The sequence below is a fragment of the Nitrobacter sp. CN101 genome (genome assembly GCF_055390255.1).
On the sequence record NZ_AP038833.1, the window covers coordinates 25,524 to 40,579 of the forward strand.

The window sequence follows — 15,056 nt, forward strand, 5'->3', positions numbered from 1 at the left end:
CAGCGCGTTCTGTTCCGATTGTGACCCGGTATGCGGCGTCATTGGGGTCACCCCTCCCGACGGGCTACCCAACAAAACTTGTCCATCAATGCTTGAGAAGGAAGGTGTCAGTTCCGGAGCCTTTCTCGCCGGAGGCGGGGAGATGGGTGATTTGACGCGCCGATTCGATTGGGCCTCTACATCGGTCGGCGCTTCCGATACCTGGCCCCAGAGTCTGCGCACGGCGGTTCGGATCATGCTGAACACCAACCACCCGATGTTCATCTGGTGGGGGCCGGATCTGATCCAGTTCTATAATGATGCCTATCGGCAGACCATGGGACCGGAGCGGCATCCCAGTGCGCTCGGTCAGAAGGGCAAGGAGTGCTGGACCGAAAACTGGGACATCATCGGCCCCCAGATCGAGCACGTCCTGGCCGGTCGCGGTGCAACCTGGCATGAGGAGCAGCTTGTTCCGATCACGCGGCACGGCAGGCTGGAGCAGGTCTATTGGACCTACGGCTTCAGCCCCATCGATAACGATGAAGGTGTTGGAGGCGTGCTCGTCGTATGCCGCGATGTCACGCGTGAACATTTTGCCAGACTTGCCTTGCAGGAGCGGGAGACCGAGCTCGCGCGCGTACAGGCGATTGGACGGATCGGCGGCCTCGAAGTCGATCTGCGCACCGGGCATCGCAGTCGCAAGTCGCCCGAGTATTTGAAGATACATGGCCTTCCGCCCGAAGCCGTCCACGAGAATCGTGAAGACTGGCTTCGCCGCGTTCATCCCGACGATCGGGCAATCGCCGAAGGGCAGTTCATCGATGCGGTGCGGGGCGGTGATCGCGAGTATGCGGTACGCTACCGTATCATCCGGCCGAGCGACGGCGAGACCCGCTGGATTTCCGCCCGATCTGTGATCGAGCGCGATGCGGAGGGGAAAGCCCTCCGTCTGTTCGGCGCGCACATCGATGTCACCGATCAGGTCGAAGCGGAGCGTTCGATCCGCGAGCGCGAACAGGAATTTCGTACGCTTGCAGAGGCGCTGCCGCATCACGTCTGGACCGCCACGTCCGACGGCTCATTTAACTGGTTCAATCGACGCTTCTACGACTATGTCGGTACAAAACCGGGCGAACTCAGCGGCCACGACTGGAGTAAGATCGTCCATCCGGAGGACGCATCGGCCGCTGCCGCCGCAAGAACCCGCGCGGTGAACAGCGGCGAACCCTATGAGATCGAGTTCCGGCTGCGGAGGTCTGACGGCAGCTATCACTGGTTTCTATCCCGCGCGGTGCCGGCGCGCGATGACGACGGTCGTATCACCCGCTGGATCGGCACCAACACCGACGTCCACGATCAGAAGCGGATCGCGGCAAAACTCGCCGAGTTGAATGCGACGCTCGCCGAGCGCGTCGAAGAAAAAACCCGCGAGCGCGACCGGATCTGGAACGTGTCCCGGGACTTGCTACTCGTCATGGACCAGAACGGCATCTGGCGCTCCGTCAATCCTGCCTGGACCAGGACGCTCGGCTGGAGCGAAGCCGAGCTGATGGAGCGCACCGCCGAATGGATCGAGCATCCCGAAGATATCGTTAAGACCCGAGTTGAGGTCCGCCGCCTTGCACGCGGCAAGGCTACCGTTCGATTCGAAAACCGGCTTCGTCACCAGGACGGCTCGTACCGGTGGCTGTCCTGGACCGCTGTTCCGGATCAGGACCTGATTTACGCCGTGGCGCGCGATGTCACTGCCGAGAAGGCGGCTGCCGAACGGTTGCGGGCGGCAGAAGAAGCGCTACGTCAATCGCAGAAGATGGAAGCCGTCGGCCAGTTGACCGGCGGCATCGCCCACGACTTCAACAACCTGCTCACCGGCATCGTGGGCTCGCTGGATTTATTGCAGACGCGTCTCAATCAGGGGCGGACCGATCGCGCGGGACGCTACATCGAGGCCGCAATGACCTCCGCCAATCGGGCCGCGGCGCTGACGCACCGCCTGCTGGCATTCGCCCGCAGACAGCCCCTGGTGCCGAAGCCGGTCAATGCCAACCGGCTGATCCTCTCGCTCGAAGACTTGCTGCGCCGGACGATCGGCGAGACCATCGAGCTGAAAATCGCCCCATCAGAACAGCTCTGGCCGACGCTGTGCGACCCCAATCAGCTCGAAAGCGCGCTGCTCAATCTCGCGATCAATGCACGGGACGCCATGCCCAACGGCGGTAGGCTCACGATCACCACGGCGAACGTAACCATCGACGCTGCCGAGTCCGGAGCCTCCGCCAAGCAACCGGGCGACTATATCTGCATTACCGTCGCCGACACCGGAACAGGCATGACCGCCGATGTAGCGGCGCGCGCCTTCGATCCATTCTTCACCACTAAGCCGATCGGACAGGGTACCGGACTTGGCCTGTCGATGATCTACGGATTCGCGCGGCAATCGAACGGCCACATCACCCTCGACACCGTGCCGGGACAGGGCACATCGATCAGCCTGTCTCTGCCGCGCCATGATAGCATTGCCGAGTCTAATCAAACGTCTCCCGTGAACAAGATCACCGCGACCGGAGAGACCGTGCTGGTGGTCGAGGATGAACCGGTCGTGCGCGGCATCATTGTCGAGATGCTGCACGATCAGGGTTATCTGACGCGCGAGGCTGCGGACGGAGCGGCGGGCTTGCGGATCCTGCAACTGGACACACCCGTCGATCTCCTGCTCACCGACATCGGGCTTCCGGGCATGAACGGACGCCAACTCGCGGATCAGGCGCGGGAACTCCGGCCAGATTTGAAAATCCTCTTTATGACTGGCTATGCCGACAATGCCGCAAACGCCAAAGGCTTCCTCAGGCCCGGCATGGACATGATCACCAAGCCGTTCGATCTCAGCCATCTCTCGCAGCGTGTCCGCGACATCATTTTCCGCTGATATCGGTTGCGAAGGTGTGTGTCAGGCACCATCCATCGCCGTGGAGATCGGAGTGGCGGCGGTCCTGCGCATGGCGTGATCCGTTCTGTGTCGAGACCGACAGGCGATCACTCTTGGTCTCGAACCTGGGAGAAGTCACACGTTGCCGGTCAGGAACGGATTGCTTGCGCGCTCGTAGCCGATGGTCGACCCCGGGCCATGTCCGCAGATGAAAGCAACGTCATCGCCAAGCGGCAACAGCTTGTCGGTAATCGACTTAATCAGCATGGCATGGCTGCCGCCGGGTAAGTCGGTGCGGCCGACAGAGCCGTTGAACAACACGTCGCCGACATGCGCAAAGCGCATCTCCGGGCTGAAAAAAACCACGCTTCCCGGCGAATGGCCGGGACAATGAAGCACATCGAATGCAAGTTGGCCGAACTCGACCCGGTCGCCTTCCTCGAGCCAGCGGTCCGGGACAAAATTGCGCATTCCGGTCATGCCGTAGTGGCATCCGCTTTCGACGACATGGTCGAGCAGAAACTTGTCGGCGATATGCGGACCCTCGATGGGGACCTTCAGCGCGTCGCGCAACTCCGCGGCGCCGCCCACATGATCAATATGGCCGTGCGTCAGCCAAATCCGTCCGACGCTCACACCGGCCTTTTTAATGGCGGCCCTGACGAGCGGAATATCGCCTCCAGGATCGATCACCACCCCATCCTTGGTGGCTTCGCACCACAACAGGGTGCAGTTCTGTCGGAACGGCGTCACCGGGATGATGGTGGCGCCGACTTTGGTGCTGCTTTGGTCGTCCTGGCTCATACGCGCACAATGCCGATTTTTACGGCCTCGCCAAGCGATTTAACAGCATGACCGGTGACACACCGAGCCTAACGCGTACTCCGCAAAAGTGGATACCGTTTTGCGATCAGAGTACGCGCACGTTATTGATTGAGAGCATTTTCGTACGGCTAACCGGATTCCACTTAGCTGGAAAATGCTCTGAGCCCTTCCGCTTCTGACGGAATCAGAAGTAGAGTTCTATGGTTTTGATTTGACTCGTTTTCTTCACGCGAACCGGCACCCACGTCGCTCGAAGACGCTATAGTCGCATGGAAACGAATGCCGCTCACATCGCCCTTGTGGCCCTGCCGGATCGTCGCCAGTCGGAGGCAGCGCTGGCGATCGCGCGCGGGACCGGGAGACTTTTGCGATCGCTTGGATTTGCCTGTCTCAGCGAATTGTCGCTCCCGTCCGGGCGTCGTGCCGATCTCGTTGCAGTAAATGCGCGCGGCGAGATCTGGATCGTCGAGATCAAGTCATCGGCCGAGGATTTGCGTGCGGACAGGAAGTGGCAGGATTACCGGGAGCATTGCGATCGCCTGTTCTTCGCTTTCACACGCGACCTGCCGTGCGATATTTTCCCCGGCGATACGGGGCTAATCGTTGCCGACGCTTATGGCGCCTACTTGCATTGCGAGGCGCCCGAGCACCGCCTGTCGGCACCGACGCGCAAGGCGATGATGCTGCGCTTCGGAATGGCGGCGGCGCAACGTCTCAATCGCCTGGCCGATCCGCAGGGCCACACCGACGGTGAATTCTGAGGCATGATTGCGACTCGAGAGCCACGCCCGCGCAAGGCGATAAGCCACTTCGCTCGAAACGCTGCGTCTGACTTAAAGCTGAAACGGCCGTCGCTCCCCCTGAAGAGAGGATGACAATTCAGTCTCAGCGAGGCGCGCGTTTCGCCAGAATACGTTGCAGCGTGCGGCGGTGCATGTTGAGCCGCCGCGCCGTTTCCGACACGTTACGACTGCACATCTCGTAAATGCGCTGAATGTGTTCCCAGCGCACGCGATCGGCCGACATTGGATTCGGCGGCAACTCGGATTTTTCCGTACCGCTGGCAAGCAGCGCTGCGACCACGTCGTCGGCGTCGGCAGGCTTGGACAGATAATCGATCGCCCCCATCTTCACCGCCGTCACAGCGGTCGCGATGTTGCCGTAACCGGTCAGCACGATCGCTCGAGCATCGGGCCGCTCGCGCTTAAGCGCTGACACAACGTCGAGACCATTGCCGTCGCCCAGCCGCAAATCGACCACGGCAAAAGCCGGCGCGGACTTTCCGATATGCGCAAGGCCATCAGAGACGCTGTCGCATGAGGTCACAGTGAAGCCGCGCGTTTCCATGGCGCGAGACAGGCGCTCCAGAAACGGTTTGTCATCCTCAACGATAAGCAGCGAGCGGTCGGCTTGCGGGATAACGTCGGGGGTGGCGTTCACATTGATACCTCGCGCGTGATTGGCCTGAAATCATATGATCGCTGAACCTCGCACCGCAAGCAATTGTTGCCCAAATTTGCGGCTGCGATCCCTATCCTATTGTCTCCGCAATCGTTTTTGCTGTTTCAAAACGGACACGTGGCCACACAATCCTGACCACCGCGCCATGCTCGGGAAACTTTCGGTTCTTGAAGGATACCTTAGCGCCGGTTCGTTCCAGCAAGGTTCGGGCGATAAAAATTCCAAGACCCAGCCCTGTACGTCCGCCCTGGGCATCACCGGCGTTGCGACGGCGCGACAGGTAAGGCTCGCCGATCCTCTTCAGAATGTCGGGGACAATGCCCGGTCCGTCGTCCGCAATGACGATCTCAACGCTGTCTCTGTCCCACCAGGCATTCACTTCGACCGCGCTGCGGGCGAAGTCGACGGCGTTCTCGAGAATGTTGCCGACGCCGTAAAGAATCGCGGGGTTACGCATGCCGACCGGTTCGTGGTCACCTGCGGCCTCGATCCGGGTCTTGATGTCGATGCCGAAGTCACGATGCGGGGCAACGGTTTCCTCAATCAGCGTCGACAGCGGCATGCGATCGAAGGGCGCGCCAGATGAGGACAGTTGCGCGATCTTGGCGAGAATATCGCGGCAACGCTGCGCCTGCTCCCGTACGATCCCGAGATCGCCGGCGAGCCGCTGTGGATCCTGAGCGCCATTCTCCTGCAAGGCTTTTTCCAGCTCGCGCGAAATCAGAAAGATGGTTGAGAGCGGTGTTCCGAGTTCGTGGGCGGCCGCGGCAGCAAGGCCGTCGATCTGGGTCAGATGCTGTTCGCGGGTCAGCACCAGTTCGGTCGCCGCCAGGGCATCGAACAGCTTGCGTGCCTGCTCCGTCACCTGGAATGTGTAGAGGCTCGTGACACCGATCGCCAGCACGATCGATAACCAGACTGCTATCAGATAGATCGGCGGCAAGACGAGCGGATTGGATGCATCCCACGGCAGTGGCAAATGCGTGAAGCCCAGGACCGTCGCACAGGCGACCGCGAAGCCGCCGAGCGCCATGGTCATTTGCGTCGGCAAGGCGGTGGCCGAGATCAGTACCGGCGCCAGAAACAGATAGGAGAACGGATTCTGCAAACCGCCGGTGAAGAACAGCAGGGCGGCCAGTTGAGCAATGTTCAGCGCAAGCAGCGCAGCCGCATGCCAAGGCTCGAGCCGCTTCATCGGATTGAAGCTGACTTGCAAAACGAGATTGAGTAGCGACGACAACCCGACGATCGTCAAACAGGGAGCGGTTGGCAGATCGAACTCAAGCCCCTGCTCGACAACGAAGATCGCCGTGAGTTGCCCCAATACCGCAAGCCACCGCAGCCGCAAGAGGGTGTCCAGCCGGACGTAGCGGCGGGGATGGCGAAAATCGGAAGCAGCAACGTCGGTCATTCTCGAAGACTAGAGCATCATTCTGAAAGGTGAGAACTGCTTTCGGAGAACACATCTCAAAATAAAATGCGGAGTCGGCTTTCATTTCATGGGACCGGGCATAGCCGGAGCTGTGGCCGGGCCAAGCCCGCATGAAATTTCCGAGACTGATAAAGCAGCGCCACCTTGCGCGGCATAGCAGCGTTCTGGCCTCAAACGAGGCCGGACAGAGATTTTTTCCATCTCAGGTTTCTCTAAAAGCATCAACCTACTATATCTAGGCAAGCGGTGGATTGACGCTCTGTATCGCAACGGTCACTATGTTGCGACGCAAAAAGGGGAACAAGCCAATGCCGATCGGTGAATTTGGACGGCCGCCGGAGATGCCGGCGGAAGTCAGCCCATCGATGACGGCGCCGATGTACTGGATGTACGAAATGGCTCAGGCGTCGCTCAATCCGGCTCGCGCCATCACCGATGCAACCAGGATGCTGTTCCAGAACCCGCTCAATCCGTGGGCGCATACCGAGTTGGGCAAATCCGTCGCTGCGGGTTGCGAACTGTTCGAGCGCACCACCCGCCGTTACGCGAAGCCGGAATGGGGCCTCCACGAAACCGAGGTCAACGGTGTGCGCACACCGATCGAGATCCGCTCGGTCTGGGAGAAACCCTTTTGTCGTCTGCTCCACTTCGATCGAATGCACACACGTCCACTGCGCGTGCCGCAGCAGCGCCTGCTGCTGGTGGCTCCGATGTCGGGTCACTACGCCACCTTGCTGCGCGGAACCGTCGAAGCGTTCATGCCGACGCATGACGTCTACATTACCGACTGGTCCGATGCCCGAATGGTACCGGTCGCCGAGGGGCGCTTCGACCTCGATGATTTCGTCGACTATCTGATTGAGATGCTGCATGTGCTCGGCGGAAACGTCCACGTCATCGCTGTCTGCCAACCGTCGGTCCCGGTGCTGGCCGCCGTGTCGGTGATGGAGGCCGAGCGCGATCCGTATGTTCCGCTGTCGATGACGTTAATGGGGGGGCCGGTTGATACCCGCAAGAATCCGACCGCGGTCAACAATCTCGCCGCCGAGAGGGGCACCGATTGGTTCCGCAATAACGTCATCACCAAGGTGCCGTTTCCGCACCCTGGGGTGATGCGCGACGTCTATCCCGGCTTCTTGCAGCTCAATGGCTTCATCAGCATGAATTTCGATCGCCACATGAATGCGCACAAGAGTCTGTTCGAGAATCTCGTTAAAGGCGACGGCGACCTGGTCGACAAGCATCGCGATTTCTATGACGAATATCTCGCTGTGATGGATCTGACCGCCGAGTATTATCTGCAAACGGTTGATCTGGTTTTCGTCAAGCACGCGCTGCCCAAGGGCGAGATGACCCATCGCGGCCGGCTGGTCGAACCTTCGAAGATCACGCGCGTCGCGTTGATGACGGTCGAAGGTGAGAAGGACGACATTTCCGGCCTCGGCCAGACCGAAGCGGCGCACGCGTTATGCACATCGATCCCAAACAACCGGCGAACCCATTACGTGCAGAAGGATGTCGGTCACTACGGGGTGTTTAACGGGTCGCGGTTCAGATCGGAGATCGTCCCTCGCATCAATGACTTCATACAGTCGAACGCCAGACAGCCAGCGTAAGCATCGCACGCTGCGGCCGCTGCATCGATCGCACGTAAATCCGAACGGAAACAATCACCTGATCGATCCCGCAGTCAGGGGCGCGGGGATCCTGCGGCAACCCTCCAATGATCGGTTCACTTCTTTCGTTTTCAAGAAATGAATTAATTTTCATCACTTCGAGGGTCAACTCAGCCGAATGAAATACAAATTTTCTTGTTCCTGCACCCCTTATATAGCCAATCAGGGATGGATTACCCCTGTATATTGGGCAAATGATTTGTTTTTGCGCCGATCGATTTGAGTGGCGCCGGATATGGCAGAATCCGGGCGAGATTTCCCGTCCCGGATTTGCAGACATGGCCCGTGCGCTCCTATATCGACGTCCCGCCGAACCGTCCCGGCTTCTCATCAAGCATGGATCCCAGGTTTATTCAGTCCGCTTGCGCCGGCATCGCCGCGCGCGCCGCTACACCTTGCGAATCCATCCGAGTGACCGCGAAGCGATCCTGACAATGCCGCCGCGAGGAACGCTCGCGGAAGCAAAAGACTTTGCGCAACGTCACGGCGGCTGGATCGCGGCGCGTCTCGGGCGGCTGCCGAAGGCGGCACCCTTCCACCACGGCGCGGTCATTCCGCTGCGCGGCATCGCCCATCGGATCGTGCATCGCGCCGGCGAGCGCGGTACCGTGTGGACCGAGACGCGCGATAGCGGTGAGCGTATTCTTTGTGTCGCCGGCGAACTCGAATATCTCGACCGGCGGGTCCATGATTTCCTGAAACGGGAAGCAAGACGAGACCTACAAAAAGCCTCGCAGCGCCATGCCGACGCGCTTGACGTCAAGGTCAAGCGCCTTTCGATCCGCGACCAATCGAGCCGCTGGGGATCATGCACGTCCTCCGGATCGCTCTCATTCTCATGGCGGCTCATCCTGGCGCCGCCATTCGTGCTGGATTATCTCGCCGCGCACGAGGTCGCCCATCTCGTTGAAATGAATCACTCGCCACGGTTTTGGAAGGTGGTGGCTCGCATCTGCAATCATGTCGAGCGGGCCAAGAAGTGGCTCGACGTTGAAGGCAACGACCTCCATCGCTACGGTATTCAGGACTGATCGGACCGACAACACTTTCGCTATAGCGTTTCGAACGAAGCATGTGCTCGGGCGCGACCCGAGGATGGATACCGGCCCACCCAATGGAGTGAAGGACCTAGGTGCCGTGCGTTCTTATGAGAGCGCATTATCGGAAGCACCGTGATCTCCCAACTCCGTGAGAAACTGACGACTGCGTCGTCACGATTTCCGCGCAAGACGGGGCTGCCTCAGTGACCGCCAAACAGCCGGTCCACGAGCCAGCCATCCAGACCGCCAGCAGCTTCCGGCCGCACATTGGTCCGCACCGGCTGCGGCTGGCGCTCGACCGCAGGCGAAGCCGCCGGGACCGGTACGTCGACGGGTTGGCCGAACTGCGCGACTTCAGGCAGGAAGCCGCCCCGCTGTGTGCCGGGAATCGGCTTGGGCCGCACGCCCTGGTGAGCGGCTCGCATAAAGCGGGTCCAGACCTCCACCGGCAAGCCGCCGCCGGTCGCCTTGCGGGTCGGCGTATTGTCATCGTTGCCGAGCCAAATCCCGGTCACGAGCCGCGCGGTATAACCGATGAACCATGCATCGCGAAAATCCTGACTGGTGCCGGTCTTGCCGGCGGCTGTCCATCCGGGAATCTCGGCTTTGCGCGCGGTGCCGCTGATGAGCGTCTGCTCCATCATCGTGTTCATCATGGCGACCCCGCGTGGATCGATCACCCGGTCGGGTGCTTCCTTCCCGCGCGCATAGAGAAGCTTGTTCCCGTCGACGGTGCGGATGCGCTCGACGACATGGGGACTGGCGGCATATCCGCCGTTTGCGAATGGCGCGTAGGCCCCGACCAGCTCCAGCGGCGACACCTCTGAAGTGCCAAGCGCAATTGATGCGTTCGTCTCAAGTTTTGATGTGATGCCGAGGCGGTGCGCGGTTCGCACCACTTTTGCAGCACCGACTTCCAGTCCGAGCCGGACGGCGACGGTATTGAGAGACATTGCGAGCGCCTGGGTTAGCGTCACCGCGCCGAAATATTCATGAGAGTAGTTCTCCGGCCGCCAGCCTTTGACGTCGAGCGGAGCGTCCTGACGGATCGTCTCGGGCGTGAGCCCGGCCTCGATCGCGGCCAGATACACAAACGGTTTGAACGCGGAGCCGGGCTGACGTTTTGCCATGGTCGCCCGATTGAACTGGCTGTCGGCGTAGTTGCGGCCGCCGACCATGGCGCGGACCGCGCCGTCGGGCGTCATCGCCACCAATGCGCCCTGGCTGACATTGAACTTGACGCTTTTCGCGGCCAGTTCGTCGATCAGGGCGGCTTCCGCCACGCTCTGCAATTTCGGATCGATGGTCGTTTCGACAACAATGTTCTGATCGACTTGGCCCACCAGATCATCAAGGACATCGCCGACCCAGTCGGCAACGTAGTTGGTGGTACCGGCGCTGGCCGGCTTCACGGCGTAGGAGGGTTGGGCGGTCGAGGCGTGCGCCTGTTGCGCCGTGATGAGGTGAGCGTCCGCCATTGCCGCGAGCACGATCTTTGCGCGGGCTTCGGCACCTTCCGGGTTGCGATCCGGCGCGAGCCGCGACGGCGACTTGACGAGACCGGCCAGCATGGCGGCCTCGGCGAGCGTGACGTTCTTCGCGGGCTTTCCAAAATACTTCTGCGCCGCCGCTTCGACACCATACGCGCCAGACCCGAAGTAAACGCGATTGAGGTAAAGCTCGAGAATCTGCGCTTTGGTGTGCTTGCGCTCCAGCCAGAGCGCGAGTTCGACTTCCTGGAGCTTCCGCTCAAGCGTGCGTTCCTGGGTCAGGAACAGATTCTTGGCAAGTTGCTGGGTCAGCGTTGAGCCGCCCTGCGATACGCCGAAGTGCAGCACGTTGGCAACGGCTGCGCGCAGGATGCCGATCGGATCGACGCCGTAATGCGAATAGAACCGGCGATCCTCGATCGCGATGAAGGCGTTCGGCAAATAGGACGGCACGTCCTTGAGCAAGACGTTGTTTCCGGCCATTTCGCCGCGCGTCGCCAGCACGCTGCCGTCCGCAGCGACAACCTGAATGGTCGGCGGACGTTTTGGAATTTCGAGCGACTGGATTGGCGGCAGATGCGCGCCGATGTAGATCAGCAGGCCGACGACGGCGATAACCGCCCACAATGCGAGTACGGCACCCCAATAAAACAGCCGCGAGAGACGCGCGCGTGTACGCTTCTTCGCTCGCCGTCCACCCTCACCCGGAGGCCTGCGCGGGCCTTCAGTATTCGGAGCGGCTGCTTTGCGCGGGCGGGCTCGCCTGTCCGGCGGCTTGTCGTCAGCAATCGTAACGCGGTCGAGCGGATTGATGCGCAACTCCGAAAGCGAAGCTGCGAACCCACTGAATACCGGCTCTTTGCGCCCGCTACGCTTTTTTTGTCCCCACGCCATACGCAACAACGCTCACGCCGACCCTGCACGCCAGTGTGCCGATTTCGAAGTTCGCACGTTCTTGCAGCAACCGTTGATGCGAACGTCAAAATCAGACGGACCCTAGCGGCCGGGCTTTAAGGCGCGGTTACCTGAAAGTTAATGCAACATTAGGGCTGGAACCGCCGACCCAAGTCGAACAAGCCGCGTCCTGTCATCCGCGCGACGTTCACAGCCCGACCGGCTGGTCCGGCCAGAATGAGGGCCAAACCCATTGCAAGGCGAAGTTTGCAAGACGCTGCCACCCGACGGCGAATTATTTCGCAGTGCTGCCGTTAGCGAGCAGATGGACCAGCGCGCGCTTGATCGCGGTCTGCCGTGTCGGAGCGGTGATCCGGGCGCCGAGCAGGTCGGTGACGTAGAACACGTCGCGCGCGCGCTCGCCGAATGTCGCCACGTGGGCCGAGGCGATGTTGAGGTTGAGCTTCGAGATCGCCGTGGTGAGCTGAAACAGAAGCCCAGGTCGATCAAGCCCTGAAACCTCGATCATGGTGTGTCGGTCCGACCATTGATTGTTGATGGTGACCTTGGGTTCGACCACAAACGGCCGCAGCCTCTTTCCCCCGGCGCGGCTCGGTATCACATCGGGCAGGCGCAACCGGCCTTCGAGTACCTGCTCGATGATCTCGGCGATGCGGCCAGCGCGCCGGCCTTCGTCCTCGTCGCGCTCATATTCGCGTGAGATCGCGATGGTATCGAGCGCCTGCCCGTCGATGGTCGTATAGATCTGGGCATCGACGATATTGGCGCCGGCCGACGCGCATGCTCCCGCAATGATCGACAGCAGCCAGGGATGATCGGCGGTAAGGATCGTCAGCTCCGTGACACCGCGCCCCTCATCGAAGCCGACGTTGATGTTAAGCTTCTTGCCGCTTCTTTCGCTGGCGCGCAGGAAGCGCGCGTGCCTGATCTTGTGCTCGAGATCGACCTTGAGCCAGTAGGCCGGATAATGCCGGACAATGTAGGCATCAAGCTCATGGTCGGGCCATTCGGTGAAAGCGGCACGGAACTCGGCCTCAGCCGCTGCCATGCGCTGCGCGCGATTGACCTCGGAGAAGCCGCCGGTCAGCACGGGTTCTGTCTCATAATAAAGAGTTCGGAGCAGCTGGGCCTTCCAGCCATTCCAGACGCCGGGGCCGACGCCGCGAATGTCTGCGGTCGTCAGGATGGTCAAGAGCTTCATCCGCTCGACCGACTGGACCACGGCCGCGAAATTCTCGATGGTCTTGCGATCGGATAGGTCGCGAGACTGGGCCACTTTGGACATCGTCAGATGCTGTTCGATCAGCCACGCGACCAGTTCGGTGTCGGCTGCGTTGAAGCCAAGGCGCGGGCACAATCTGCGCGCTACCTTGGCGCCTGCGATCGAATGATCCTCGGGCCGGCCCTTTGCAACGTCATGAAGCAGTGTGGTGATGTAGATGACAGGCCGGTGTTCGGGAAGAATCTTGCGCATCAGCTCGCTGGCGAGAGCGACCTCGTCATTGTCGCCGCGCTCGATATCCTGAAGGATGCCGATGCAGCGAATCAGATGCTCGTCCACCGTGTAGTGATGGTACATATTGAACTGCATCATCGAGACGATCGTGCCAAAGGCGCGGATGAACTGACCTAGCACCCCGGTCTCGTTCATCCTGCGCAGCACGGTCTCCGCGTCATTCGAGGTCAGGATCTCCATGAACAGCCGGTTCGCTTCCGGGTTTTCGCGAAGCTCCGCGTTGATCAGCCGTCGCGACCGCGTCACCAGCCGCAAGGCGTCCGGATGGAAAGCCAGGTTGTTCTTCTGCGCGAGGCGGAACAAACGGATCAGATTGACAGGGTCGCGCTTGAAGAGATCGGGCGTCGCGAGATTGATGCGGTTGTTGTCGATGATGAAGTCGTCGTTGTCCGGAACCCGCCGAACCTCCGTGCCCCGCGGCCACAACATCACGCGGCTGAGAACCGGTGCCGGCTTGGCCTGCTGATCCTCGAGCTTCGCGCATAGAATTGCGGTGAGGTCGCCGACATCCTTGGCGGTCAGGAAGTAGTGCTTCATAAAGCGTTCGACATCCTGCATCCCCGGATGAGACGTATATCCGAGCCGGACCGCGATCTCCCGCTGCAAGTCGAACGACAACCGTTCCTCCGCCCTCCCCGTCGCGAAGTGCAGGTTACAGCGTACCGACCATAGAAAATCGGCGCAGCGGCTGAACGTCCGGTATTCGCGAACATCGAACACATTGCACTGGAGCAATTCGTGGCTTTCACGCACCCGGTAGACATACTTCGCGATCCAGAACAACGTATGCAGGTCGCGTAATCCCCCTTTGCCATCCTTGACGTTAGGCTCGACCAGATAGCGCGACTGGCCAGCGCGGTGATGGCGCTCCTCGCGCTCGGCAAGTTTGGCAGCGACGAATTCCGCCGCTGTTCCCCGCACCACTTCGGTGTCGAAGCGGCTAACCAGTTCGTCGTATAGCGCCCGGTCGCCGGTGACGAAGCGGGCTTCCAGAATTCCGGTGCGGACGGTCATGTCGCCCCGCGCCTGCCGGATCGATTCATTGACCGAGCGCGTCGCGTGACCGACGTTCAACCCCATGTCCCATAGACAATACAGGATAGCCTCGGCGACCTGTTCGCCCCACGCCGTCTGTTTGTAAGGCAGAATGAACAGCAGATCGATATCCGAGTCCGGCGCCATCAGACCGCGCCCGTAGCCGCCGGTCGCCACCACGGCCATGCGCTCGCCATCGGACGGAATGGGGGAATAATAGAGATGACGGGTCGCGGCCGAAAACGCCAGACGAATGATTTCGTCTTGAACGAAGCAAAGCCATTCGGCGCAGCGCCGCCCGTGGCGGTCAAGCAGAAGCCTCGCCTGCGCCGCATCGCGCACTTTCGCGAGTTCGACCTTCAACAACCTGGACACGGCAGAACGGAAAACGTCCCCGTGCCCAGCGTGCTTCTCGGCCAGCGCATCGATGTCGCCGATGATCCGGACGGTATCGAAACCGGCGCCGTCCGCCGCTTCTTTTGTCGTTGCGAGGTCCATCGCTTATCCGGATAACGGAGGCCGCGCGCGCTGTCACCGCAGTTTGTGAACTGCATGTGACGGATCCATGCTTCAACCCACCGGTTTGAGCAATGATGCGCTCCAGCCGGCGTCTCCAGAATATCTGTTTTCTCGTTGACGGAAATCCCCTAAATATTTGAAACGCGTGACTTTTATTTCTCCGCTGCTGCGCCGATATTCCGCAGCCCATCCTCAAACGGAGCTTTATGTGACGCTCCTCCCTGTCATGGGGTTTCGAT

General features: G+C 60.7%; 10 protein-coding genes. 4 read left to right on the forward strand and 6 right to left on the reverse strand.

Features of this window, described 5'->3' with window-relative positions; translation table 11 throughout:
* Positions 1-88 precede the first annotated feature (88 nt).
* Positions 89-2,908, forward strand: coding sequence for a hybrid sensor histidine kinase/response regulator (locus tag ACZ5IL_RS00090; RefSeq protein ID WP_464594456.1), 2,820 nt, complete (start codon positions 89-91; stop codon positions 2,906-2,908).
* A 135-nt stretch (positions 2,909-3,043) separates the two neighbouring features.
* Here ACZ5IL_RS00090 and ACZ5IL_RS00095 read toward each other — a convergent pair whose 3' ends face one another.
* Complete coding sequence (locus tag ACZ5IL_RS00095; protein WP_464594457.1) at positions 3,044-3,712, reverse strand: MBL fold metallo-hydrolase; 669 nt, start codon at positions 3,710-3,712, stop codon at positions 3,044-3,046.
* A 290-nt stretch (positions 3,713-4,002) separates the two neighbouring features.
* On the opposite strand from ACZ5IL_RS00095, the gene ACZ5IL_RS00100 reads away from it, so the two are divergent.
* Positions 4,003-4,494, forward strand: coding sequence for an MmcB family DNA repair protein (locus ACZ5IL_RS00100; protein ID WP_464594458.1), 492 nt, complete (start codon positions 4,003-4,005; stop codon positions 4,492-4,494).
* A gap of 124 nt (positions 4,495-4,618) precedes the next feature.
* Here the strand turns inward: ACZ5IL_RS00100 and ACZ5IL_RS00105 are convergent, their stop codons facing one another.
* Both ACZ5IL_RS00105 and ACZ5IL_RS00110 read right to left on the reverse strand, forming a co-directional pair.
* Positions 4,619-5,173, reverse strand: coding sequence for an ActR/PrrA/RegA family redox response regulator transcription factor (locus ACZ5IL_RS00105; protein ID WP_464594459.1), 555 nt, complete (start codon positions 5,171-5,173; stop codon positions 4,619-4,621).
* Between the two features lie 91 nt (positions 5,174-5,264).
* Positions 5,265-6,605 (reverse strand): ActS/PrrB/RegB family redox-sensitive histidine kinase, encoded by a 1,341-nt coding sequence (locus ACZ5IL_RS00110; RefSeq protein ID WP_464594460.1) that lies wholly within the window; start codon positions 6,603-6,605, stop codon positions 5,265-5,267.
* Positions 6,606-6,934: 329 nt separating this feature from the next.
* Here ACZ5IL_RS00110 and ACZ5IL_RS00115 point away from each other — a divergent pair, with 329 nt between their 5' ends.
* Entirely contained in the window at positions 6,935-8,242 is a 1,308-nt protein-coding gene (locus ACZ5IL_RS00115; protein ID WP_464594461.1) for a polyhydroxyalkanoate depolymerase, read from the forward strand.
* Here the strand turns inward: ACZ5IL_RS00115 and ACZ5IL_RS00120 are convergent.
* Positions 8,211-8,582: a hypothetical protein gene (locus ACZ5IL_RS00120; protein ID WP_464596989.1), complete on the reverse strand. Its 372-nt coding sequence runs from the start codon at positions 8,580-8,582 to the stop codon at positions 8,211-8,213. The genes ACZ5IL_RS00115 and ACZ5IL_RS00120 overlap by 32 nt on opposite strands.
* Between ACZ5IL_RS00120 and ACZ5IL_RS00125 the strand changes: the two genes are divergently transcribed.
* Positions 8,497-9,333, forward strand: a complete 837-nt coding sequence (locus tag ACZ5IL_RS00125) for a M48 family metallopeptidase (RefSeq protein WP_464594462.1) — start codon at positions 8,497-8,499, stop codon at positions 9,331-9,333. The genes ACZ5IL_RS00120 and ACZ5IL_RS00125 overlap by 86 nt on opposite strands.
* 209 nt (positions 9,334-9,542) lie before the next feature.
* On the opposite strand, the gene ACZ5IL_RS00130 is transcribed toward ACZ5IL_RS00125, so the two are convergent.
* Together ACZ5IL_RS00130 and ACZ5IL_RS00135 are read right to left on the reverse strand one after the other, a co-directional pair.
* Positions 9,543-11,726 (reverse strand): transglycosylase domain-containing protein, encoded by a 2,184-nt coding sequence (locus ACZ5IL_RS00130; protein WP_464594463.1) that lies wholly within the window; start codon positions 11,724-11,726, stop codon positions 9,543-9,545.
* A 295-nt stretch (positions 11,727-12,021) separates the two neighbouring features.
* Entirely contained in the window at positions 12,022-14,796 is a 2,775-nt protein-coding gene (locus tag ACZ5IL_RS00135) for a [protein-PII] uridylyltransferase (RefSeq protein ID WP_464594464.1), read from the reverse strand.
* Between the last annotated feature and the right edge of the window lie 260 nt (positions 14,797-15,056).

Excerpts from the sequence above, each read along its gene's own strand:
- ACZ5IL_RS00090 (WP_464594456.1), top strand. The coding sequence starts at position 89 with ATGCTTGAGAAGGAAGGTGTCAGTTCCGGAGCCTTTCTCGCCGGAGGC.
- ACZ5IL_RS00095 (WP_464594457.1), bottom strand. The coding sequence starts at position 3,712 with ATGAGCCAGGACGACCAAAGCAGCACCAAAGTCGGCGCCACCATCATC.
- ACZ5IL_RS00100 (WP_464594458.1), top strand. The coding sequence starts at position 4,003 with ATGGAAACGAATGCCGCTCACATCGCCCTTGTGGCCCTGCCGGATCGT.
- ACZ5IL_RS00110 (WP_464594460.1), bottom strand. The coding sequence starts at position 6,605 with ATGACCGACGTTGCTGCTTCCGATTTTCGCCATCCCCGCCGCTACGTC.
- ACZ5IL_RS00115 (WP_464594461.1), top strand. The coding sequence starts at position 6,935 with ATGCCGATCGGTGAATTTGGACGGCCGCCGGAGATGCCGGCGGAAGTC.
- ACZ5IL_RS00125 (WP_464594462.1), top strand. The coding sequence starts at position 8,497 with ATGATTTGTTTTTGCGCCGATCGATTTGAGTGGCGCCGGATATGGCAG.
- ACZ5IL_RS00120 (WP_464596989.1), bottom strand. The coding sequence starts at position 8,582 with ATGTCTGCAAATCCGGGACGGGAAATCTCGCCCGGATTCTGCCATATC.
- ACZ5IL_RS00130 (WP_464594463.1), bottom strand. The coding sequence starts at position 11,726 with ATGGCGTGGGGACAAAAAAAGCGTAGCGGGCGCAAAGAGCCGGTATTC.
- ACZ5IL_RS00135 (WP_464594464.1), bottom strand. The coding sequence starts at position 14,796 with ATGGACCTCGCAACGACAAAAGAAGCGGCGGACGGCGCCGGTTTCGAT.